This is a genomic window from Cupriavidus sp. 01T418 (genome assembly GCF_056398885.1).
Genome location: NZ_JBFTQG010000002.1, coordinates 208405 through 227956 on the forward strand (window position 1 = coordinate 208405; position 19552 = coordinate 227956).

Below are 19552 nucleotides of genomic sequence, written 5' to 3' on the forward strand. Positions count from 1 at the left end.
GCATCACGGCAGCGTAGCGGCATGACTTCATCCACGGCGGGCTGGTTTGTCATCTTGCTGGCATTGGCCTGTGCCAACCTGCCGTTTATCAACCAGCGATTGTTCGCGCTGATCCCGCTGCGCTTTGTCAAGAAACCGCTGTGGATCAGGGCGGCCGAACTGTTCGCCTGGTATGTGGGGGCCGGCCTGGCCGGCTTCGCCATCGAGGCGGGGCTGGGCAACGCCTTCCCGCAGGGCTGGCAGTTCTACGCCATCACCGGTTGCATGATGCTGGTGTTCGCCTTCCCCGGCTTCACCTGGCAATATCTCGTCAAACATCGCGCGGCCTGAGGCCGGGTAGCGAAGGCACCCGGGCCGGCCGCGTCCGGACCCGGAGCTTTCATGAGCGACAAGATTGACACGCTGGACGCCAGCGAAATCGCCCCAGGCGACGATCAAGGCCTGAAAGAAACCTGCGTGGCATCCGCCACGCTGCACACAGGCAAATTCCTCACGCTCAAGCAAGACATCGTCAAGCTGCCCGATGGCAAGCATGCCGGGCGCGAATACGTGCTGCATCCCGGTGCAGTGATGATGATCCCGCTGTTCGACGATGGCACCGTGCTGCTGGAGCGGCAGTATCGCTATCCCGTTGGCGAAGTGATGCTTGAGTTTCCCGCGGGGAAGCTGGATCCCCAGGAGGGAGCGCAGCGCTGCGGCGAGCGCGAGTTGCGCGAGGAAACCGGCTACAGCGCGCGGCGTTGGGATTACCTCACGCGCATCCATCCTGTCATTTCCTATTCCACCGAGTTCATCGATATCTTCCTGGCGCGCGACTTGAGCGCCGGGCCGGCGCAGCTTGACGAGGGTGAATTCCTGGAAACGTTTATCGTGCCGGCGGGGCAGGTGATCGATTGGGTACGGGCTGGGCGGATTACCGACGTCAAGACCATCATCGGGGCTTTCTGGCTGGAAAAGATCATAGCGGGCACCTGGCAAGCCGGCGAACAGGTACTTCCTGGGCAGGGCTGAGTCAATCTCGCCGCCAGCAAGGCCGGCGCGTAGCTACCCCGGCCGTGTCCGGCTGTCGACCCGCCGCCAGCGTGCTGCCGGCCGAGCGCGTAGAATCCCTATTCTTAGCCGTGTGATCGCGGCCATACCTCCATTTCCCCCGGACGCAGCGGCTACGCCAGCCGGGGACGGTAAGGCTGCAAAAAAATTAGCACGACCGTTCACAAAATTCCGTTTCGCGGATACTATAGCTTTCGACGGGCTGGAAACATCATGAAGGTGCTCGACCTGCGCTGTGCGCAAGACCATCGTTTCGAGGGCTGGTTTGCTTCGGAGGACGATGCGCAATCGCAGATTTCGCGGAATCTCGTCCAATGTCCGGTTTGCGAGGACCATGCCATCACCCGGCTGCCCAGCGCGCCGCGCCTGAATATTTCGGGAGCGGCCGCCGCGCCGGCAGGCAAGCCAGCCGAGGCGAAAGCCCCGGCGCCGGCAACGCTGCAGTCGCTTTACCTGAAGGCGGTCAAGCAGGTGCTGGCGCGGACCGAGGACGTGGGTGAACGCTTTGCCGAAGAGGCCAGGCGCATGCATTACGACGAAGCGCCGGAACGCGGAATCCGCGGGACGGCTTCGCCGGAAGAGGTGCAGGCGCTTGCCGAGGAAGGCATCGATACTTTCCAGCTCGTGGTGCCGGATGCGCTCAAGCAGACGGCTCACTGAATAGCGTCTTGTGCCCAAGGCAGAGTTCTTGCCGGTGCATGACGCGCTAGCTAGAACATCTGCCGGTCTCACGCCGGCATCACTGGAGACGGGCATGGATCTCAACTATTCGGCGTCCGACGATGCTTTCCGCGCCGAAGTGCGCGGCTGGCTGGAGGCCAATCTGCCGGCCGAAATCAGCAGCAAGATTCTCAATCACCGCCGCCCCAGCCGCGACGACCTGGTGCGCTGGCACAAGCTGCTCGCGGGCCACGGCTGGTCCGCGCCGCACTGGCCGGTCCAGTACGGCGGCACGGGCTGGAACGCCACGCAGCGCCATATCTGGGACGAGGAAAATGCCCGCGTCGGCGCGCCCGGCGTGCTGCCTTTCGGCGTGGCCATGGTCGCGCCCGTGATCATGAAGTACGGCAGCGAAGAGCAGAAGCATTATTACCTGCCGCGCATCCTGGATTGCACCGACTGGTGGTGCCAGGGCTATTCCGAGCCTGGCTCGGGTTCCGACCTGGCATCGGTGAAGACCCGCGCCGAACTGACCATGGACGGCAAGCACTACATCGTCAATGGCCAGAAGACCTGGACCACGCTCGGCCAGCACGCCGACATGATCTTCTGCCTGGTCCGCACCGATCCCGAAGCCAAGAAGCAGGAGGGCATCTCCTTCCTGCTGATCGACATGAAGACGCCGGGCATCACCGTGCGCCCGATCATCATGCTCGACGAAGACCATGAAGTGAACGAAGTCTTCTTCGACAACGTCCAGGTGCCGGTGGAAAACCGCGTGGGCGAAGAGAATCGCGGCTGGACCTACGCCAAGTACCTGCTCGGCCACGAGCGTACCGGCATCGCCCGCGTGGGCAATTCCAAGCGTGAACTTGGCTTCCTCAAGCGCGTTGCCAGGCAACAGCAGAAGAACGGCCGCCCGCTGCTGGAAGACCCGCTGTTCGGCGCCAAGGTTGCCGCACTGGAGATCGAGCTGATGGCGCTGGAACTCACCGTGCTGCGCGTGGTGTCGAGCGAGAGCGCCGGCAAGGGCCCCGGCCCCGAGGCTTCGATGCTCAAGATCAAGGGCACGGAAATCCAGCAGATGCTGACCGAGCTGATGGTGGAGGCCGTTGGTCCCTATGCGCAGCCGTTCGACACCGCCTACCTGGAATGCGAACACGAGCACGCCGTGACCGGCTACGACGATGCCGCGCCGCTGGCCGCATACTACTTCAACTATCGCAAGACCTCCATCTATGGCGGGTCCAACGAAATTCAGAAGAACATCATCAGCCAGATGATCCTGGGGCTGTGAGGAGATACGCGATATGAACTTCAATCTCAGCGACGAACAGAAGCAACTGGCTGACGCCGTCCACCGCTTCATCGACAAGGACTACGACTTCGAAACCCGCAAGAAGGGTATCAGGTCGCCTGCCGGCCACAGCGATGCAGCCTGGGGCGCGCTGGTCGAGCTCGGCCTGACCGCGCTGCCGGTACCGGAATCGCAGGGCGGTTTCTCGGGCACGCCCATCGACATGATGGTGGTGATGCAGGAGCTGGGCCGTGGCCTGGTGGTCGAGCCGTACTTCGCCACCGTGGTGGCCGCCTACGCGCTCAAGCTGGCCGGCGGCCAGGACGCGCTGCTGGAACAGGTCGCCACCGGCGAACTGAAGCTGGCCGTTGCGTTCAACGAGCCGCATGCACGCTATGCGCTCAACGACGTGCGCGTGAGCGCCAAGGACGGCAAGCTCAATGGCCGCAAGGTCGTGGTCATTCACGGCGGGCAAGCCGGCAAGCTCGTGGTCTCGGCCCGCACCAGCGGTGCCGACGCCGATACCAACGGCATTTCGTTGTTCCTGGTGGACCCGAAGGCTGCCGGCGTCAGCATCACCGACTACCGCACCATCGATAACCTGCGCGCGGCCGATATCACCTTCAAGGACGCACAGGGCGAACTGCTGGGCACCGCCGGCGCAGCCTTCGCGCTGATCGAGCAGGTGGCCGACTACGCCGCCGTGCTGCTGTGCTCGGAAGCCGTTGGCGTGATGGATACGCTCAACGCCGCCACGCTGGAATACGCCAAGACGCGCCAGCAGTTCGGCGTGCCGATCGCGCGCTTCCAGGTGCTGCAGCACCGCATGGTGGAGATGTTCATCCACGCCGAGCAGTCGCGCTCGATCACGCTGCTGGCCGCAGCCAGGTTCGACGAGGCCAGCCCGGAAGAGCGCCGTCGCGTCGCTTCCGCGGCCAAGGCCCGCGTGGGCCAGGCGGCCCGCTCGGTCGGCCAGGAAGCGGTGCAGATCCACGGCGGCATGGGCGTCACCGACGAACTGCCGGCCGCGCACATGTTCAAGCGCCTGACGCTGATCAACACCACCTTCGGTGATGTCGATCATCACCTGGGCCGCTTCGCGACACAGCCCGGCTTCCTGGAAGCGGTCTGATCCAGGTTGATGCAAAGAACCGCGCCGGTTGTTCCAGGCGCGGTTTTTTGTCATGTAACGAGCTCGATTCATCGTTGACGGAGCGATCCATGTCCACCCTGTATTTCGAAGATTTCACCGTTGGCAGCAAGCGCGACCTTGGCGCCCACCTGGTGACCGAGGAAGAGATCCTCGCCTTTGCCCGCCAGTACGATCCCCAGCCCTTCCATATCGACAAGGAAGCCGCGCAAAAGAGCATCTACAAGGGTCTGATCTCCAGCGGCTGGATGACCTGCTCGATCATGATGCGGCTGGTGGTGGACAACATGAACGCCAAGGCCGCCAGCATGGGCTCGCCCGGCGTCGATGAAATCCGCTGGCTAAAGCCGGTCTACGCTGGCGACACGCTGAGCGTATCGCTGCTGGTGCTGGATGCGCGCGCATCGGCGTCCAGGCCGGACCGCGGCGTGGTGCAGACGCAATGGGAAGCCACCAACCAGCGTGGCGAACTGGTATGCACCGTCAAGGGCATGGGCATGTATGGCCGCCGGCCGGCCTGAGGCGCCGGTCGAAGCCGACAGGATGCGCCAGAACCGTCTGCCATGACGATGGCTGTTTCTTTTCCCCGGCTGCTCTCCCGCAAGCGGGAGGCAGTGCATCACCCCAGCTGAATCCCGGCCATCCCGGCCACAAAAAACGACAAGGAGACGCCATGCGTACCATCGCTTCGCTCGAAGAACTGGAAAGCCTGCAAGGCCAGGAAGTGGCCGTCAGCGACTGGATCGAGATCACCCAGCAGCAGGTCAACCTGTTCGCCGAAGCCACCGGCGATCATCAATGGATTCACGTGGACGTGGAGCGTGCCCGCCGCGAATCGCCGTTTGGCGCTCCGGTGGCGCATGGCTTCCTGACCCTGTCGCTGCTGCCGGTCTTCATGGGCAATGCAATCGACATGCCGGGCGTCAAGATGGGCGTCAACTATGGCCTCAACCGCGTGCGCTTTACCGCGCCGGTGCCGGTGGGCAGCCGCCTGCGCGCCCGCGTGAAGCTGCTGTCGGTGGAGCGCCTCGAGCCGATGCCAAACGCGCCCGGGCTGGTCGGCGCCCAATCCAGCTGGGAAGTCACCATCGAGCGCGAAGGCAGCGATCGTCCCGTGTGCGTCGCGGAATCGATCAGCCGCCGTTACTCGTAAGTCAGGCGGGCGAGCGCGCGGCCGCCACTTCGTGCGTGGCCGCCGCCAGCGCCTTTGCCGAACGCTCCGGATTCAGCCAGCACAGGCCGATCACGCCGCCCAGCAGCAGCAGCAGGGCGTTGATCGTGAAGCCCGTCTCGAAGCCAGCATGCATGCCGTGGCGCTGTACCAGTTGCCCCACCACGGCGGGCGCCAGGATGCCCGCCAGCGTGACCAGCGCGGTCTGGATGGACAGTACGCTGCCGCGCTGGGCCTCCGGTACGACCTGCGCCAGGATGGCCGGCGTCAGCGCGAATGCCACGGGCGGCAAACAGGCCGCCACGGCAATCAGCAGGGTCTTCGGTACCGGCGGCAGCGCTACCGACGCAATCACCAGGTACACAATGCCACCCACCAGCGCGGCGATCGAGATGATCACGCCGCGCGCCAGCCGCGACGATGCGCCCCCGCGCAGCATCCGCTGCGACAGCCAGCTCAGGATCAGCGTGACGGGCATGGCGGAGGCCACGATGGCGGCATACCAGCGCCCCGTGGTGACCGGATCGAAGCCCAGGCCCTGTTCGAGGTAGGCCGGCAACCAGGTCAGCCCCAGCGCCAACGCCCAGTAGGCGCAGAAGCCAATGGCCAGGCATGCCAGCACGGTCGGATCGAGAAAGATGCGGCGGTAGGGCAGGCGCGCGGGCATTGCCGCGGCGGTGCCGGATCCCTGGGCGGGTGTATTGGCCAGCGGCCCCTCGCGTCCCACGCATAGCCACATGACGCTCCAGACCGCGCCGATGGCGGCGAGCATCACGAAATTCGCGCGCCACCCCCAGTGCATCGTCACCAGCGGGATCGTCAGTCCCGCCAGCAGCAGGCCCACCGTCGCGCCCTGGTTGAGCATCGCCACCGGCAAATTGCGCTCCTGGTCGGGAAACCATTTGAACAGCGCATGCACCGAGATCGGGAAGGCCGGGCCCTCGGCCGCGCCTAGCAGCATGCGGCACATCAGGATGGTCAGTGCGGAACCGGCCAGTGCCAGCGGTATCTGCAGCAAGGCCCACGCGAGGCCCATCGCCAGCAGCAGCCAGCGCGTGGCCACCCGATTGGAGAGAAATCCCACCAGTACGGTGGATAGCGAAAACAGCCAGAAGAAGCTGCTGGCGATCAGGCCGAACTGCGCCGGCGGCATCTTGAGGTCCGCCATCAGCGGCACGGCGACCATGCCAAGCACGATCTTGTCGAGGAAATTGATCAGCGAGAGCCAGGTCAGCATCGAGGCCATGGCCCAGGCGCTGCGCGGCTGGTAGGACGGAAGGGTGTTCATCGGTTTGCCGGAGGGCATGCAGATTGCAAGAAGGATGCCGCGATGGCATGGCGCAAGCGATAGGCCACCATAGGGCCGATTCCGGATTCGGGCAAGTCACGGTGCAGCATGCGCGCTGCGCGCTGTCCGATGCCCCAATGTGAATCAGGCACCGGCGCCGCACAGGCTTGGTGCGTGACAGATGCGCACTATCGTGGTGCGATGGGCTGCATGTCTGCCGTCAGAGGCTCGCCAAGTGGTGTACGCCGGCATGTATACAAGCTTGTATGCCATGGCACGCTAGTTGCAGAAGTATTCCCCCGGGAGCGTTGTTCCTTATCAAACACGACAAATCTGGGAGCTGCAATGAAAAGACGTGACATGCTGAAGTTGTCGGCGGTAGCCGCCGCGGCACTCTTCGCAACGGCAGGTGTGAGCCCGCTGGCATTGGCGCAGTCCAAGGAGCCGATCAAGGTCGGTATCCTGCATTCGCTGTCCGGCACCATGGCCATTTCCGAGACTTCGCTCAAGGACGTGGCGCTGATGACCATCGACGAGATCAACAAGAGCGGCGGCGTGCTTGGCCGCAAGCTCGAGCCGGTTGTGGTCGATCCCGCTTCCAACTGGCCGCTGTTCGCCGAGAAGGCGCGCCAGCTGATCACCAAGGACAAGGTCGCCGTCACCTTCGGCTGCTGGACCTCGGTCTCGCGCAAGTCGGTGCTGCCCGTCTACGAAGAGCTGAACTCGCTGCTGTTCTACCCGGTGCAGTATGAAGGCGAGGAGATGTCCAAGAACGTGTTCTATACCGGTGCGGCACCCAACCAGCAGGCCATTCCCGCCGTGGAATACCTGATGAGCAAGGAGGGCGGCGGCGCCAAGCGTTTCTTCCTGCTGGGCACCGACTATGTCTACCCGCGCACCACCAACAAGATCCTGCGCGCCTTCCTGAAGAGCAAGGGCGTGGCGGACAAGGATATCGAAGAGGTCTACACGCCGTTCGGCCACAGCGACTACCAGACCATCGTCGCCAATATCAAGAAGTTCTCGCAAGGCGGCAAGACCGCGGTGATTTCCACCATCAACGGCGACTCCAACGTGCCCTTCTACAAGGAGCTGGGYAACGCCGGCCTGAAGGCCAAGGACGTGCCGGTGGTGGCSTTCTCSGTSGGCGAGGAAGARCTGCGCGGSATCGACACCAAGCCGCTGGTSGGYCACCTGGCCGCMTGGAACTACTTCATGTCGGTCAAGAACCCGCAGAACGAAGCCTTCAAGAAGCAATGGGCAGCGTGGGTCAAGGCCAACAACCTGCCGGGCGGCGACAAGCGCGTGACCAACGACCCGATGGAAGCCACCTACGTCGGCATCCATATGTGGGCGCAGGCCGTGAAGAAGGCCGGCACCACCGATACCGACAAGGTGCGCGCCGCGATGTACGGCCAGACCTTCAAGGCGCCGGACGGTTTTACGCTGACCATGGGCGAGAACCACCACCTGTACAAGCCGGTGATGATCGGCGAGGTCAAGGGCGACGGCCAGTTCACGGTGGTGTGGAAGACCCCGGCGGCCGTGCGCGCGCAGCCGTGGAGCCCGTACATCGCGGGTAATGCAGGCAAGCCGGACAAGGTGATGTAAGACGGACTGCGGGTTGGCCTGCGGGCCGGCCTGCAGGCAGCATTGAGCAGGCTTTGCCCGCAAGCTGTCCGCTGTTGGCTTCCCTCTCCCGCATGCGCAAGAGGGGAGCCAGCCATCATCGTTCCATTTTCCATTGCCGCCGGCAGGCGTTTCGTGCCGCGGTGGAAAGCAAAACCCCGCCGATCAAGGTGGTCGCGCGCTTCCTGCGCACGGTCGCAAACCTTATGCACCGACCCTTTTCGCTTTTTTTCGCTTCGAGGTTGCGCGCCATGCTGGCAGCGTTGCTGCTGCTCGCCGCGTGCCCGCTGTGGGCCGCGCCGCTGACGCAGGCCGACCTCAAGCCGCTCGCCGAAGACGACTTCGACGCCAAGACTGCCGCCATCACGGCGATCACCAAGGCGCCGGTGGCGCAGGCGGGCCCCATCCTCAAGGCGCTGCAGGACGATGCGCTGCAATACGCGCCCGGCGTCGGCATGGTGCGCCAGGACGGCGACAAGCTGGTGGACGCCATCAGCGGCAATCCGGTCACGGCCAAGCCCGATGCGCTTGAAGCCCTCACCCTGAACAACAGCCTGCGCGCGATGGTGGACAGTGCTGCCAGCAGCACGCTGCTGCAATCGCCCGACGCGGCGGTGCGCACGCAGGCCGTCAACACGCTGCTGGACCAGCCCGGCAGCGCCTCGCGCGAGGTGGTGGAAGCCGCCCGCAAGGCCGAGGCCGATGCGGAACTGCGCACCAAGCTCGATGTGATCTGGGCCAATATCGTGCTGGCCGAGGGCAGCCGCGACGACCGGCTCGAAGCCATCCGCATCCTTGGCCGCGACAGCAACCCGCAGAGCCGGCAGAAGCTGCAGCCGCTGCTGGAGCGCGATGCCGCCGGCAACTACCGCGAGCCCGATGCCGAACTGCGCCGCGCCGCCCAGCAGGCGCTCGACGCGCTGCGCGGCGACCAGCGCCGCGCGGAACTCTTCGGCAATCTCTTTGCCGGCCTGAGCCTGGGCAGCGTGCTGCTGCTCGCCGCGCTGGGCCTGGCCATCACCTACGGCCTGATCGGCGTCATCAATATGGCGCACGGTGAATTCCTGATGATCGGCGCGTACGCCACGTATATGGTGCAGGGCGTATTCCGCGCGCATTTCGCCAGCGCCTTCGACTGGTATCTGCTGTTCGCACTGCCTGCTTCGTTCCTGGCCTCCGCGGTGGTCGGCTTCGTGCTGGAGCGGCTGGTGCTGCGCCACCTCTACGGCCGTCCGCTGGAAACGCTGCTGGCTACCTTCGGCGTCAGCTTGTTGCTGATGCAGGCGGTGCGCACGCTGTTCGGCGCGCAGAACGTGGAAGTGGCCAATCCTTCGTGGATGAGCGGCGGCGTGGAGTTTCTGCCGGGCATGGTGCTGCCCTACAACCGCATGATCATCATCGTGTTCGCGCTGGCCGTGGTGGCGGTGGCGTGGGCCGTGCTCAACCGCACCCGGCTCGGCCTGTTCGTGCGGGCCACCACGCAGAACCGCACCATGGCCGCCTGCGTGGGCGTGCGCACCTGGAAAGTGGATAGCTACGCGTTCGCCTTCGGCGCGGGCATTGCCGGCCTGGGTGGCTGCGCGCTGTCGCAGATCGGCAATGTCGGGCCGGACCTCGGCCAGGCCTATATCATCGATTCCTTCATGGTGGTGGTGCTGGGCGGCGTGGGGCAGCTGGCGGGCACCATCATCGGCGCCTTCGGGCTGGGCCTGATCAACAAGTTCATCGAGCCGTTCTACGGCGCGGTGCTGGCCAAGATCCTTGTCCTGGTACTGATCGTGCTCTTCATCCAGAAGCGCCCGCAAGGACTGTTCGCGCTCAAAGGGCGCAGCGCGGAGGCATGATGCAGACTTCCCCTTCGAAATCCTCGAAACCATCCGCGACGGGATTCCGGCTGAACGTGCCGGAACGCCAGCCGCTGTTCTCGGGCCGCAGCTGGGCGGCGCTGCTGGCGATCGCCTTGATCGTGGGCGTGGGCGTGCCGGTGTGCGCGCTGCTGCTGCCCGAAGGCCATCCGCTGCATCTGTCGGCCTACGCGCTGACGCTGGTCGGCAAGATCATGTGCTTCGCGCTGGCCGCGATCGCGCTGGACCTGGTGTGGGGCTATTGCGGCATCCTCAGCCTGGGCCACGGGGTGTTCTTCGCGCTCGGCGGCTACGCCATGGGCATGTACCTGATGCGCGCCATCGGTCGCGAAGGCGTCTACAAGAGCGACCTGCCGGACTTCATGGTCTTCCTCGACTGGAAGGAGATGCCGTGGTTCTGGCATGGCACCGGGCATCTTGGCTACGCCATGCTGCTGGTGGTGCTGGTGCCCGGCCTGCTGGCATGGCTGTTCGGCTTCTTCGCCTTCCGCTCGCGCATCAAGGGCGTGTACCTGTCCATCATCACGCAGGCCATGACCTATGCCGCGATGCTGCTGTTCTTCCGTAACGAGACCGGCTTCGGCGGCAATAACGGCTTTACCGATTTCAAGCGCATCGCCGGCTTTGCCGTGGCTGCGCCAGAGACCCGTACCGCATTGTTCGTGCTGACTTTCCTGGCCTTGCTGGCCGGCTATATCGCCTGCCGCTACATCGTCACGTCCAAGCTCGGCCGCGTGGTGACGGCGGTGCGCGATGCCGAGATGCGCGTGATGTTCTCGGGCTACAACCCGCTTGGCTACAAGCTGTTCGTGTGGACGTTCTCGGCTGTGCTGTGCGGTATTGCCGGCGCGCTCTACGTGCCGCAGGTCGGCATCATCAACCCGGGCGAGATGTCGCCGGCCAACTCCATCGAGATGGCGGTGTGGGTGGCCGTGGGCGGCCGTGGCACGCTGATCGGCCCGATCATCGGCGCCTTCCTCGTCAACGGCGCCAAGACCATGTTCACGGCATATTTCGCCGAGTACTGGCTGTTCCTGCTGGGCGCGATGTTCGTGCTGGTCACACTGTACCTGCCGGACGGCGTGATCGGCCTGATCAAGCGCGCGCGCGAGCTGCGCAGGCAGGCTTCGGAACCGGTTGCACAGGCGAACGCGCCGGCGCCCGTCACCCGCAGCGGAGGCAAGGCATGAACGCGGCACTGGGAGCACAACAAGCGGAAAGCGGAGGCACCACCGGTCTCGGCCACGTGATGGAGCCGGGCGTCATCGATGTCTCGCACGGTCCCATCCTTTACCTCGAAGACGTCACCGTGCAATTCGACGGCTTTCGCGCGCTCAACCGGCTCACGCTGTCGATCGACCATGGCGAACTGCGCTGCGTGATCGGCCCCAACGGCGCGGGAAAGACCACCATGATGGACGTGATCACCGGCAAGACCGGGCCGCGCAATGCCAATGTGAGCGGGCGCGTGTTCCTCGGGCAAACCATCGACCTGATGCGCATGACCGAGCCCAGGATCGCGCAGACCGGCATCGGCCGCAAGTTCCAGAAGCCCACCGTGTTCGAGCAGCACGAGGTGTGGGAGAACCTGGAGCTGGCGATGAAGGGCGACAAGCGCTGGTTCTCTTCCTTGCGGGCGCGCCTGGGTGCCGAAGGGCATCGCCGCATCGAGGAAACGCTGGCGCTGACCGGGCTGGAGGAGGAAGCCTATCGTCCCGCCGGGCTGCTGTCGCACGGGCAGAAGCAGCGGCTCGAGATCGGCATGCTGCTGATGCAGCAGCCGCAGCTGCTGCTGCTCGACGAGCCGGTGGCGGGCATGACCGATGAAGAGACCATGCAACTGGCCACGCTGCTGAACAGCCTGCGCGGGACCTGCTCGATGATGGTGGTCGAGCACGATATGGAGTTCGTCGCGGCGCTGGCCGGCGATGCCGGCAAGGTCACGGTGCTGGCTGAAGGCAGCGTGCTGGCCGAGGGCACGCTCGACGCCGTCAAGCGCGAGGAACGCGTGATCGAATCCTATCTCGGCCGATAAGCGCTCACCGGTAGAAAGAAGAGGAACGAGACTATGTTGCAGGTCAATGCACTCAACCAGTTCTACGGCGGCAGCCACATCCTGCGCAACGTCACCTTCGATGTGGCGCAGGGCAAGCTGACGACCCTGCTGGGCCGCAACGGCGTGGGCAAGAGTACCTTGCTCAAGTGCCTGATGGGCGTGGTGCCCACCAAGAGTGGCAGCATCAGCTGGGCGGGGCAGGCGCTGGAAAACAAGCCGCCGTACGAGCGCGTGGCTTCCGGCCTCGCCTATGTCCCGCAGGGCCGCGAGATCTTTCCGCGCCTGACGGTGGAAGAGAACCTGCTGATCGGCGCGGCCAGCCTGAAGCGCCCAACCGGCGTGCCGGACCGGATCTACCAGTTGTTCCCGGTGTTGCGCAGCATGCGCCAGCGCCGCGGCGGCGATCTCTCGGGCGGCCAGCAGCAGCAACTGGCGATCGGCCGCGCGTTGATGAGCGAGCCGGAACTGCTGATCCTGGACGAGCCGACCGAAGGCATCCAGCCCTCGATCATCCAGGACATTGGCCGCGCGCTGCGGATGCTGGTGGACGAATTCGGCATGACGGTGCTCCTGGTCGAGCAGTATTACGAGTTTGCCAGGCATCTGGCGGATCACTATGTCGTGATGAGCCGTGGCGAAGTGGTGGCGAGGGGCGAGGGGGCCAGGATGGAAGAGGACGGGGTGAGGGAGTTGATCGCAGTGTGATCGTGGTTGCGGCTTTGTCCGGCACGAGAGGCGCGGTATCATGAAGCGCCGCCGGTTTGGTCTTCCACCGGAGACTGGCGGCGTCCGTCCTCCCAATTTCCATGCGTCATCCAGACTTTCCTTCGACCCTCGCCGTGCCGCCCGCATGGGAAGCCAGCCTGCGCCTGCGGTTTGCCGCGCGCGGCGAGCGCAGCGTATTGATCGAACGCCGCCACCGCGGGCCCTTGCTGGTGCAAAAGCCGCTCTATCCCGAGGGTGCCGACGGTGCGATTTGCCATGTGGTGATCCTGCATCCGCCCGCCGGCGTGGCCGGTGGCGACAGCCTCCAGATCGACGTGACGGTGGATGCGGGCGCACATGCGGTGCTGGCGACACCGGGCGCCACCAAGTGGTACAAGTCGCTCGGCCGCGAGGCGGCGCAACGGGTCACGCTGACGCTGGAAGCCGGCGCGCGGGTGGACTGGCTGCCGCAGGAGAACATCGTATTCGACGATGCGCATGGGCGTCTTGCCACCACCGTGACGGTGCCCCCCGGCGCCAGCGCGATCGGCTGGGACGCCGTGGTGCTGGGCCGCCAGGCCAGCGGCGAGACCTGGGCGCGTGGGTCGCTGGCAATGGATACCGTGGTGAACGGCGGTACGCGGCCACTATGGATCGAGCGCGCGCAACTGGAAGCGGGCAGCGCGTTGCGCCAGGCGGTGACCGGGCTGGGTGGGCTCAATGTCATGGGCACGCTGTGGGCGGTGGGCGAGGGCGCCACGCAGGACCTGGCCGAAGCGCTTGCGGGGCAATTGCCATATGGCCCGGACCTGCGCGCCGGCGTGACGCGCTTCGAGCAGGACGGACAGTCCATGCTGYTGCTGCGGGTGCTCGGTGCGCAGATGGAGGCAGTCAGGCATTTGATGGTGGCGGCATGGAGCGCGTTGCGCGAACCCATCCATGGCGTTGCCGCCCGGCCGCTGAGGCTGTGGGCGACGTAAGCGCAGTCGTTCGCCTACCGCACGTACAAAACAAGAAACAACGGGAATACCAGGATGGAACTGACTCCGCGAGAGAAGGACAAGCTGTTGATCTTCACCGCCGCGCTGCTGGCCGAACGCCGCCGCGCGCGCGGGCTCAAGCTCAACTATCCGGAGGCGGTGGCGCTGATCACCGCGAGCATCATGGAAGGCGCGCGCGATGGCCGCACCGTGGCCGACCTGATGCACGAAGGCACCACGGTCCTCACGCGTGAAGACGTGATGGACGGGGTGGCCGAGCTGATCCCCGAGATCCAGGTGGAAGCCACCTTCCCCGATGGCACCAAGCTGGTCACCGTGCACCATCCGATCGTCTGAAACGAGCGGGCGCCTTGCCTGCGCCCGCCAGCGCTTCCCAACCGCCGAACAGAAAAACACGAGGTGAAGACATGAACCGATCCAATCGCTCGCGCGCCGTCCGGGCCGCCATGATGGGTGCCCCGCTGGCGCTTGCCAGCGCCGCGGCTTTCGCCCACCCCGGCCACGATGCCGGCACGGTAGGCGCCAGCCTGTGGGCAGGCCTGCTGCATCCGTTCACCGGCATGGACCACTTGCTGGCCATGGCGGGCGTGGGCGTGTGGAGCGCGCTGGGCGCGCGCTCGCCGCGCGAAGCATTGTGCATGCCTTTCGTGTTTGTGGCGCTGATGCTGGCCGGCGCGGTGCTCGGGCTGGGCGGTTTCGGCCTGCCGCTGGTTGAGCCGATGATTGCCGCTTCGCTGCTGGTAATCGGCTTGCTGGTGGCGCTGCGCGCCAAGCTGCCGGCGTGGGGCGGCATGGCCATCGTCGGTGGCTTCGCTGTCTTCCACGGCTACGCGCATGGCGCCGAATTGCCGGCCACGGCTGGCGCCTTGCCCGCGGTGCTGGCCTATGTGGGCGGCTTCACGGTCGCCACCATGACGCTGCATCTGGCGGGCATCGGCCTGGGCGGCGCGCTGCGCCGCCAGGCGGGTTGGCTGGCACGGCTGGCGGGCGTCGGTGTGGCGCTGTATGGCGTTGGCCTGATGGTCGCCTGATCTCGATCTCGACAAGGAACCCAGCATGATCCCCGGTGAACTGATGCCCGCAGAGGGCGAGATCGAACTCAATGCCGGCCGTGCCACGGTCAGCGTGACGGTGGCCAACACCGGTGACCGCCCGGTGCAGGTCGGCTCGCATTTTCATTTCTACGAGACCAACCCCGCACTGGATTTCGACCGCGAGGCCGCGCGCGGTTTCCGGCTGAATATCGCCGCCGGCACCGCCGTGCGCTTCGAGCCGGGCCAGAGCCGCACGGTGGAACTGGTCGCGCTGGCCGGCGCGCGCATCGTCTACGGCTTCAACGGCAAGATCATGGGAGCGCTGTGATGAGCGTGAAAGTCTCCAGGCAGGCCTATGCCGAGATGTTCGGCCCGACCACCGGCGACCGGTTGCGGCTGGCCGATACCGGGCTCGTCATCGAGGTGGAGAAGGACTTCACCATCTACGGCGAGGAAGTGAAGTTCGGCGGCGGCAAGGTAATCCGCGACGGCATGGGGCAGAGCCAGCGCATGGCAAAGGACTGCGTCGATACCGTCATCACCAACGCGCTGATCGTCGATCACTGGGGCATCGTCAAGGCGGACATCGGCCTCAAGGACGGCCGCATCGCGTCGATCGGCAAGGCGGGCAATCCGGACATCCAGCCCGGCGTGACCATCGTGGTCGGGCCCGGCACCGAAGTGATCGCGGGCGAGGGCATGATCGTCACCGCTGGCGGCATCGACAGCCACATTCACTTCATCTGCCCGCAGCAGATCGAAGAGGCGCTGATGAGCGGCGTCACCACCATGATCGGCGGCGGCACCGGGCCGGCCACCGGCACCTTCGCCACCACCGTCACGCCCGGGCCCTGGTTCATGGAGCGCATGCTGCAGGCAGTCGAGGCCTACCCGATGAATATCGGCCTGCTCGGCAAGGGCAACGCCAGCCAGGCGGCGCCGCTGCTGGAGCAGGTCGAGGCGGGCGCCATCGGGCTCAAGCTGCATGAAGACTGGGGCACCACGCCCGCGGCGATCGACACTTGCCTGAGCGTGGCGGATGCCACCGACACGCAGGTGGCGATCCATACCGATACGCTGAACGAGGCCGGCTTCGTCGAGGCCACCATCGCGGCGTTCAAAGGCCGCACCATCCATACCTATCACACCGAAGGCGCGGGCGGCGGCCACGCGCCCGACATCATCAAGGTGTGCGGCGAGCCTAACGTATTGCCCTCGTCGACCAACCCGACGCGGCCCTACACGGTCAACACGCTCGACGAACACCTCGACATGCTGATGGTGTGCCATCACCTGGATCCGTCGATCGCCGAGGATATCGCCTTCGCCGAAAGCCGCATCCGCCGCGAGACCATCGCCGCCGAGGACATCCTGCACGACCTCGGCGCCTTCTCGATGATCTCCAGCGATTCGCAGGCCATGGGCCGGGTTGGCGAAGTCATCATCCGCACCTGGCAGACCGCGCACAAGATGGCCGCGCAGCGCGGCAAGCTGCCCGGCGATCCCAACGACGCGCGCGGCGGGCACGACAATTTCCGCGTCAAGCGCTACATCGCCAAGTACACCATCAACCCCGCGCTCACGCACGGCATCGCGCATGAAGTGGGCTCGATCGAGGTAGGGAAGTGGGCCGACCTGGTGCTGTGGAAGCCGGCCTTTTTCGGCGTCAAGCCGAGCCTGATCCTCAAGGGCGGGATGATCGCCGCGGCGGCGATGGGCGATCCCAATGCCTCGATCCCGACGCCGCAGCCGGTGCACTACCGGCCGATGTTCGCCGCAGCCGGCAGGGCACTGCACAAGTCCTCGCTGACCTTCGTCTCGCAGGCCGCGCTGGCCGCCGATGTGGGGGGACGCTATGGGCTGGAAAAGGTGCTGTCGGCGGTACGCGGCACGCGCACCGTCAGCAAGCGCGACATGGTGCACAATGACTGGCAGCCGAACGTCACGGTGGATCCCGAAACCTACCAGGTGGTGGCCGACGGCCAGTTGCTGATCTGCGAGCCGGCTACCGTTCTGCCGATGGCGCAGCGCTATTTCCTTTTCTGAGGGACCCCTTTGCAAAAGATCGACAAACACCTCGCCGCCCCGCACGGCATCGCCGCGGTGCTGGTGCGCCGCGCGCCCAAGCTCGTGCTGCCTTTCGCACAGCGCAGCAAGAGCCGCTTGCGCGCCACGCTGGATAACGGCGAGGAAGTGGCGCTGTTCCTGCCGCGGGGCACCGTGCTGCGCGGCGGCGACCTGCTGGTCACCGAGGGCGGCGTCTTCGTCGAGGTGCTGGCCGCGCCGGAGTCCGTGTTGCAGGTGGGCGCCAGCGATCCGCGGGCGCTGATGCGCGCAGCGTATCACCTTGGCAATCGCCACACGCCGGTGGAAGTGGGCCGCGGCTACTTGCGCCTGGAGTTCGATCCGGTGCTGGCCGACATGCTGGGGCGGCTCGGCGTGCAGGCTGAACGCGCGGAGCTGCCGTTCGAGCCGGAGGCGGGGGCCTATGGCGGCGGGCACAAGCATGGTCACGATGCTACGTTCGCCGAGGACTATGCAGCGGCGCAGACGGTGTTTCATGAGCATCATGGGCACGATCACGATCACGATCACGATCACGATCACGATCACGATCACGATCATGCGCCGCACGTGCATGATGAGCATTGCGGGCACAAGCACTGAGCCTTTGCCCCAAACGCATGAGCGAGCCGCCACGCTTCCATCCACAACTGCCCGAACTTCCCTCTCCCGCAAGCGGGAGAGGGAAGCAAACCGGCGGTTTATCGGAGGCGGGGGGAGGGGGCGGGCGCTCGCCGAAGCCCGATGCCGCCGATTTGCAGGGCAACAATGGATGGCGCGACGCATGGAAGCGCCCGTGACCAAGCTCTCCCAACTCATCCGCCTGCTGCACCTGGCCTCGCCCGCATTGCCGATCGGCGGCTTCAGCTATTCGCAAGGGCTCGAGGCCGCGATCGATTGCGGCATCGTGCGCGATGCCGATAGCGCGGAGCAATGGGTGCGCAGCAACCTGCTGGACGTGCAGTCGCAGTGCGAGGCGCCCGTATGGCTGCTGCTGCATCGCCATTGGCGCACGCTGGACGCACCGCGCCTTGCCGATTGGAACAACTGGTTCCACGCCACGCGCGAAAGCGCCGAGTTGCGGCTGGAGACCGAACAGATGGGCTGGTCGCTTGCCCGGCTGGTGGCGCAGATGGAGTGGGGCGATGCCGCGCTGCGCGCGCAGCTCGCGGCACTGTCGCCGGTGTGCCTGCCGACCGCTTTCGCCGCGGCTTGCGTGGCGCTGGAAGTGGACGAGCGCGACGGGTTGGCGGCCTATTGCTTCAGCTGGGCCGAGAACCAGGTGTCAGCCGCGCTCAAGGCGGTGCCGCTGGGCCAGGTGGCGGGACAGCACATCCTGCGCCGGCTGCATCCCGCGGTGCTGGAAACCGTCGATGAGGCCCTGCGCCGTGCCGATGCCGAGCCGCCGCTGATATCCACTTTTTCCCCGATGCTGGGACTGCTTTCCGCGCGGCACGAGACGCAATATTCACGTCTGTTCCGTTCCTGAGCGGACCGAGCAAGCCTCCAAACGATCACCGAGACAAGGTTCCCGACATGACCCAGGCCCGTACCAAGAAAAATCCCCCGCTGCGCGTCGGCGTGGGCGGCCCCGTCGGTTCCGGCAAGACCACCTTGCTGGAGATGCTGTGCAAGGCCATGCGCGAGCGCTATGACCTGGTCGCCATCACCAACGATATCTACACCAAGGAGGACCAGCGGCTGCTGACCATCTCCGGCGCGCTGCCGGCCGAGCGCATCATGGGCGTGGAAACGGGAGGCTGCCCGCATACCGCGATCCGCGAGGATGCCTCGATCAACCTGGAAGCCGTCGATCGCATGCTCGGCAAGTTTCCCGATGCCGATATCGTCTTCATCGAGTCCGGCGGCGACAACCTTGCCGCGACCTTCAGCCCGGAACTGTCGGACCTGACCATCTACGTGATCGACGTGGCGGGCGGCGAGAAGATCCCGCGCAAGGGCGGCCCCGGTATCACCAAGTCGGACCTGCTGGTGATCAACAAGACCGACCTGGCTCCCTACGTGGGTGCCAACCTGGACGTCATGGAAAGCGATGCGCGCAAGATGCGCGGCGCGCGGCCGTTCGTCATGGGCAGCATCAAGTCAGGGCAGGGCCTGGAGCAGGTGATTGCGTTCATCGAGCGCCAGGGCATGCTGGGCGTGTAAGGCGCGGTTGCCGCAACGGATATGCCACGGCCAATGGGCCCACCAGGACGTCGATATCGCTCGCCCCTTCTTCGCTCCGTGCGGCAGGCTTCAAATCTCCGTTGGCTGCTGCGGGCCATTGCCCGCCTGGGCATCCGCGGGCTTTTTTCGTCTTGATTCTGCTCGCAGCGTGCCGTCGAGCGAAAGGGCCGCTTCGCTAAACACCGAGCTGGAAGCGGTTGGCAAGGGTCTCTACCCCATTTCTGATAGGCCCGAAACTCCGGACATCTTCGATTCGCTTTCCCTGATACCATAGCTCCGGGGGACTGTTATAAATTCGTTGCAAAAAGTCGGAGCCTGTTCTCGCTCCGCGGTACCCACCGTTAAAAGCCGGTGCCGTCGACATAGCCTTTTCATCCTCGTGGTGCATACGCAAT

Annotated in this window: 21 protein-coding genes; 20 read left to right on the forward strand and 1 reads right to left on the reverse strand. The window is 65.4% G+C overall.

Going from position 1 to position 19552, the window contains the following annotated elements; translation table 11 throughout:
• The first annotated feature begins 21 nt into the window (after nt 1-21).
• From AC1DQ3_RS03025 to AC1DQ3_RS03055, 7 genes are all read left to right on the forward strand, one after another.
• Nucleotides 22-330: a DUF2818 family protein gene (locus AC1DQ3_RS03025; RefSeq protein WP_477118684.1), complete on the forward strand. Its 309-nt coding sequence runs from the start codon at nt 22-24 to the stop codon at nt 328-330.
• A 51-nt stretch (nt 331-381) separates the two neighbouring features.
• Complete coding sequence (locus AC1DQ3_RS03030; protein WP_477118685.1) at nt 382-1011, forward strand: NUDIX domain-containing protein; 630 nt, start codon at nt 382-384, stop codon at nt 1009-1011.
• Between the two features lie 252 nt (nt 1012-1263).
• Nucleotides 1264-1710, forward strand: a complete 447-nt coding sequence (locus AC1DQ3_RS03035; RefSeq protein ID WP_477118686.1) for a DUF1178 family protein — start codon at nt 1264-1266, stop codon at nt 1708-1710.
• 94 nt (nt 1711-1804) lie between these two features.
• The gene (locus AC1DQ3_RS03040; protein WP_477118687.1) at nt 1805-3007 is read left to right on the forward strand and encodes an acyl-CoA dehydrogenase family protein; all 1203 of its coding nucleotides are present in this window, start codon (nt 1805-1807) and stop codon (nt 3005-3007) included.
• Nucleotides 3008-3020: 13 nt separating this feature from the next.
• Nucleotides 3021-4139: an acyl-CoA dehydrogenase family protein gene (locus AC1DQ3_RS03045; RefSeq protein ID WP_477118688.1), complete on the forward strand. Its 1119-nt coding sequence runs from the start codon at nt 3021-3023 to the stop codon at nt 4137-4139.
• A gap of 89 nt (nt 4140-4228) precedes the next feature.
• On the forward strand, nt 4229-4678 hold the full coding sequence (locus tag AC1DQ3_RS03050; protein WP_477118689.1) for a MaoC family dehydratase: 450 nt from the start codon (nt 4229-4231) through the stop codon (nt 4676-4678).
• Between the two features lie 152 nt (nt 4679-4830).
• Nucleotides 4831-5310, forward strand: coding sequence for a MaoC family dehydratase (locus tag AC1DQ3_RS03055; RefSeq protein WP_477118690.1), 480 nt, complete (start codon nt 4831-4833; stop codon nt 5308-5310).
• 1 nt (nt 5311) lies between these two features.
• Here the strand turns inward: AC1DQ3_RS03055 and AC1DQ3_RS03060 are convergent, their stop codons facing one another.
• Nucleotides 5312-6616: an MFS transporter gene (locus AC1DQ3_RS03060; RefSeq protein ID WP_477118691.1), complete on the reverse strand. Its 1305-nt coding sequence runs from the start codon at nt 6614-6616 to the stop codon at nt 5312-5314.
• 345 nt (nt 6617-6961) lie between these two features.
• Here AC1DQ3_RS03060 and urtA point away from each other — a divergent pair, with 345 nt between their 5' ends.
• From urtA to ureG, 13 genes are all read left to right on the forward strand, one after another.
• Entirely contained in the window at nt 6962-8227 is a 1266-nt protein-coding gene (gene urtA, locus AC1DQ3_RS03065; protein WP_477118692.1) for an urea ABC transporter substrate-binding protein, read from the forward strand.
• A 224-nt stretch (nt 8228-8451) separates the two neighbouring features.
• Nucleotides 8452-10089: an urea ABC transporter permease subunit UrtB gene (gene urtB, locus AC1DQ3_RS03070; protein ID WP_477118693.1), complete on the forward strand. Its 1638-nt coding sequence runs from the start codon at nt 8452-8454 to the stop codon at nt 10087-10089.
• The gene (gene urtC, locus AC1DQ3_RS03075; protein WP_477118694.1) at nt 10086-11300 is read left to right on the forward strand and encodes an urea ABC transporter permease subunit UrtC; all 1215 of its coding nucleotides are present in this window, start codon (nt 10086-10088) and stop codon (nt 11298-11300) included. The genes urtB and urtC overlap by 4 nt, the downstream gene beginning before the upstream one ends.
• Nucleotides 11297-12145 carry an urea ABC transporter ATP-binding protein UrtD gene (urtD, locus tag AC1DQ3_RS03080; protein ID WP_477118695.1) on the forward strand — a complete coding sequence of 283 codons (849 nt, stop codon included), beginning with the start codon at nt 11297-11299 and terminating at the stop codon, nt 12143-12145. The genes urtC and urtD overlap by 4 nt, the downstream gene beginning before the upstream one ends.
• A gap of 33 nt (nt 12146-12178) precedes the next feature.
• Nucleotides 12179-12871 carry an urea ABC transporter ATP-binding subunit UrtE gene (gene urtE, locus AC1DQ3_RS03085; protein WP_477118696.1) on the forward strand — a complete coding sequence of 231 codons (693 nt, stop codon included), beginning with the start codon at nt 12179-12181 and terminating at the stop codon, nt 12869-12871.
• 101 nt (nt 12872-12972) lie between these two features.
• Entirely contained in the window at nt 12973-13851 is an 879-nt protein-coding gene (locus tag AC1DQ3_RS03090) for an urease accessory protein UreD (protein WP_477118697.1), read from the forward strand.
• Between the two features lie 54 nt (nt 13852-13905).
• The gene (locus AC1DQ3_RS03095; RefSeq protein WP_477118698.1) at nt 13906-14208 is read left to right on the forward strand and encodes an urease subunit gamma; all 303 of its coding nucleotides are present in this window, start codon (nt 13906-13908) and stop codon (nt 14206-14208) included.
• A gap of 71 nt (nt 14209-14279) precedes the next feature.
• Nucleotides 14280-14903, forward strand: coding sequence for a HupE/UreJ family protein (locus tag AC1DQ3_RS03100; protein ID WP_477118699.1), 624 nt, complete (start codon nt 14280-14282; stop codon nt 14901-14903).
• Between the two features lie 25 nt (nt 14904-14928).
• Nucleotides 14929-15234, forward strand: a complete 306-nt coding sequence (locus tag AC1DQ3_RS03105) for an urease subunit beta (protein WP_477118700.1) — start codon at nt 14929-14931, stop codon at nt 15232-15234.
• Nucleotides 15234-16952: an urease subunit alpha gene (ureC, locus tag AC1DQ3_RS03110; RefSeq protein ID WP_477118701.1), complete on the forward strand. Its 1719-nt coding sequence runs from the start codon at nt 15234-15236 to the stop codon at nt 16950-16952. The genes AC1DQ3_RS03105 and ureC overlap by 1 nt, the downstream gene beginning before the upstream one ends.
• A 9-nt stretch (nt 16953-16961) precedes the next feature.
• Nucleotides 16962-17573: an urease accessory protein UreE gene (gene ureE / locus AC1DQ3_RS03115; RefSeq protein ID WP_477118702.1), complete on the forward strand. Its 612-nt coding sequence runs from the start codon at nt 16962-16964 to the stop codon at nt 17571-17573.
• A gap of 193 nt (nt 17574-17766) precedes the next feature.
• Nucleotides 17767-18459: an urease accessory protein UreF gene (locus AC1DQ3_RS03120; RefSeq protein WP_477118703.1), complete on the forward strand. Its 693-nt coding sequence runs from the start codon at nt 17767-17769 to the stop codon at nt 18457-18459.
• A 47-nt stretch (nt 18460-18506) separates the two neighbouring features.
• Nucleotides 18507-19136, forward strand: a complete 630-nt coding sequence (ureG, locus tag AC1DQ3_RS03125) for an urease accessory protein UreG (protein WP_477118704.1) — start codon at nt 18507-18509, stop codon at nt 19134-19136.
• The last annotated feature ends 416 nt before the right edge of the window (nt 19137-19552 follow it).

Coding starts and splice junctions, on each gene's coding strand:
- AC1DQ3_RS03025 (WP_477118684.1), top strand. CDS start 22: ATGACTTCATCCACGGCGGGCTGGTTTGTCATCTTGCTGGCATTGGCC.
- AC1DQ3_RS03030 (WP_477118685.1), top strand. CDS start 382: ATGAGCGACAAGATTGACACGCTGGACGCCAGCGAAATCGCCCCAGGC.
- AC1DQ3_RS03035 (WP_477118686.1), top strand. CDS start 1,264: ATGAAGGTGCTCGACCTGCGCTGTGCGCAAGACCATCGTTTCGAGGGC.
- AC1DQ3_RS03040 (WP_477118687.1), top strand. CDS start 1,805: ATGGATCTCAACTATTCGGCGTCCGACGATGCTTTCCGCGCCGAAGTG.
- AC1DQ3_RS03045 (WP_477118688.1), top strand. CDS start 3,021: ATGAACTTCAATCTCAGCGACGAACAGAAGCAACTGGCTGACGCCGTC.
- AC1DQ3_RS03050 (WP_477118689.1), top strand. CDS start 4,229: ATGTCCACCCTGTATTTCGAAGATTTCACCGTTGGCAGCAAGCGCGAC.
- AC1DQ3_RS03055 (WP_477118690.1), top strand. CDS start 4,831: ATGCGTACCATCGCTTCGCTCGAAGAACTGGAAAGCCTGCAAGGCCAG.
- AC1DQ3_RS03060 (WP_477118691.1), bottom strand. CDS start 6,616: ATGAACACCCTTCCGTCCTACCAGCCGCGCAGCGCCTGGGCCATGGCC.
- urtB (WP_477118693.1), top strand. CDS start 8,452: ATGCACCGACCCTTTTCGCTTTTTTTCGCTTCGAGGTTGCGCGCCATG.
- urtC (WP_477118694.1), top strand. CDS start 10,086: ATGATGCAGACTTCCCCTTCGAAATCCTCGAAACCATCCGCGACGGGA.
- urtD (WP_477118695.1), top strand. CDS start 11,297: ATGAACGCGGCACTGGGAGCACAACAAGCGGAAAGCGGAGGCACCACC.
- urtE (WP_477118696.1), top strand. CDS start 12,179: ATGTTGCAGGTCAATGCACTCAACCAGTTCTACGGCGGCAGCCACATC.
- AC1DQ3_RS03095 (WP_477118698.1), top strand. CDS start 13,906: ATGGAACTGACTCCGCGAGAGAAGGACAAGCTGTTGATCTTCACCGCC.
- AC1DQ3_RS03100 (WP_477118699.1), top strand. CDS start 14,280: ATGAACCGATCCAATCGCTCGCGCGCCGTCCGGGCCGCCATGATGGGT.
- AC1DQ3_RS03105 (WP_477118700.1), top strand. CDS start 14,929: ATGATCCCCGGTGAACTGATGCCCGCAGAGGGCGAGATCGAACTCAAT.
- ureC (WP_477118701.1), top strand. CDS start 15,234: ATGAGCGTGAAAGTCTCCAGGCAGGCCTATGCCGAGATGTTCGGCCCG.
- ureG (WP_477118704.1), top strand. CDS start 18,507: ATGACCCAGGCCCGTACCAAGAAAAATCCCCCGCTGCGCGTCGGCGTG.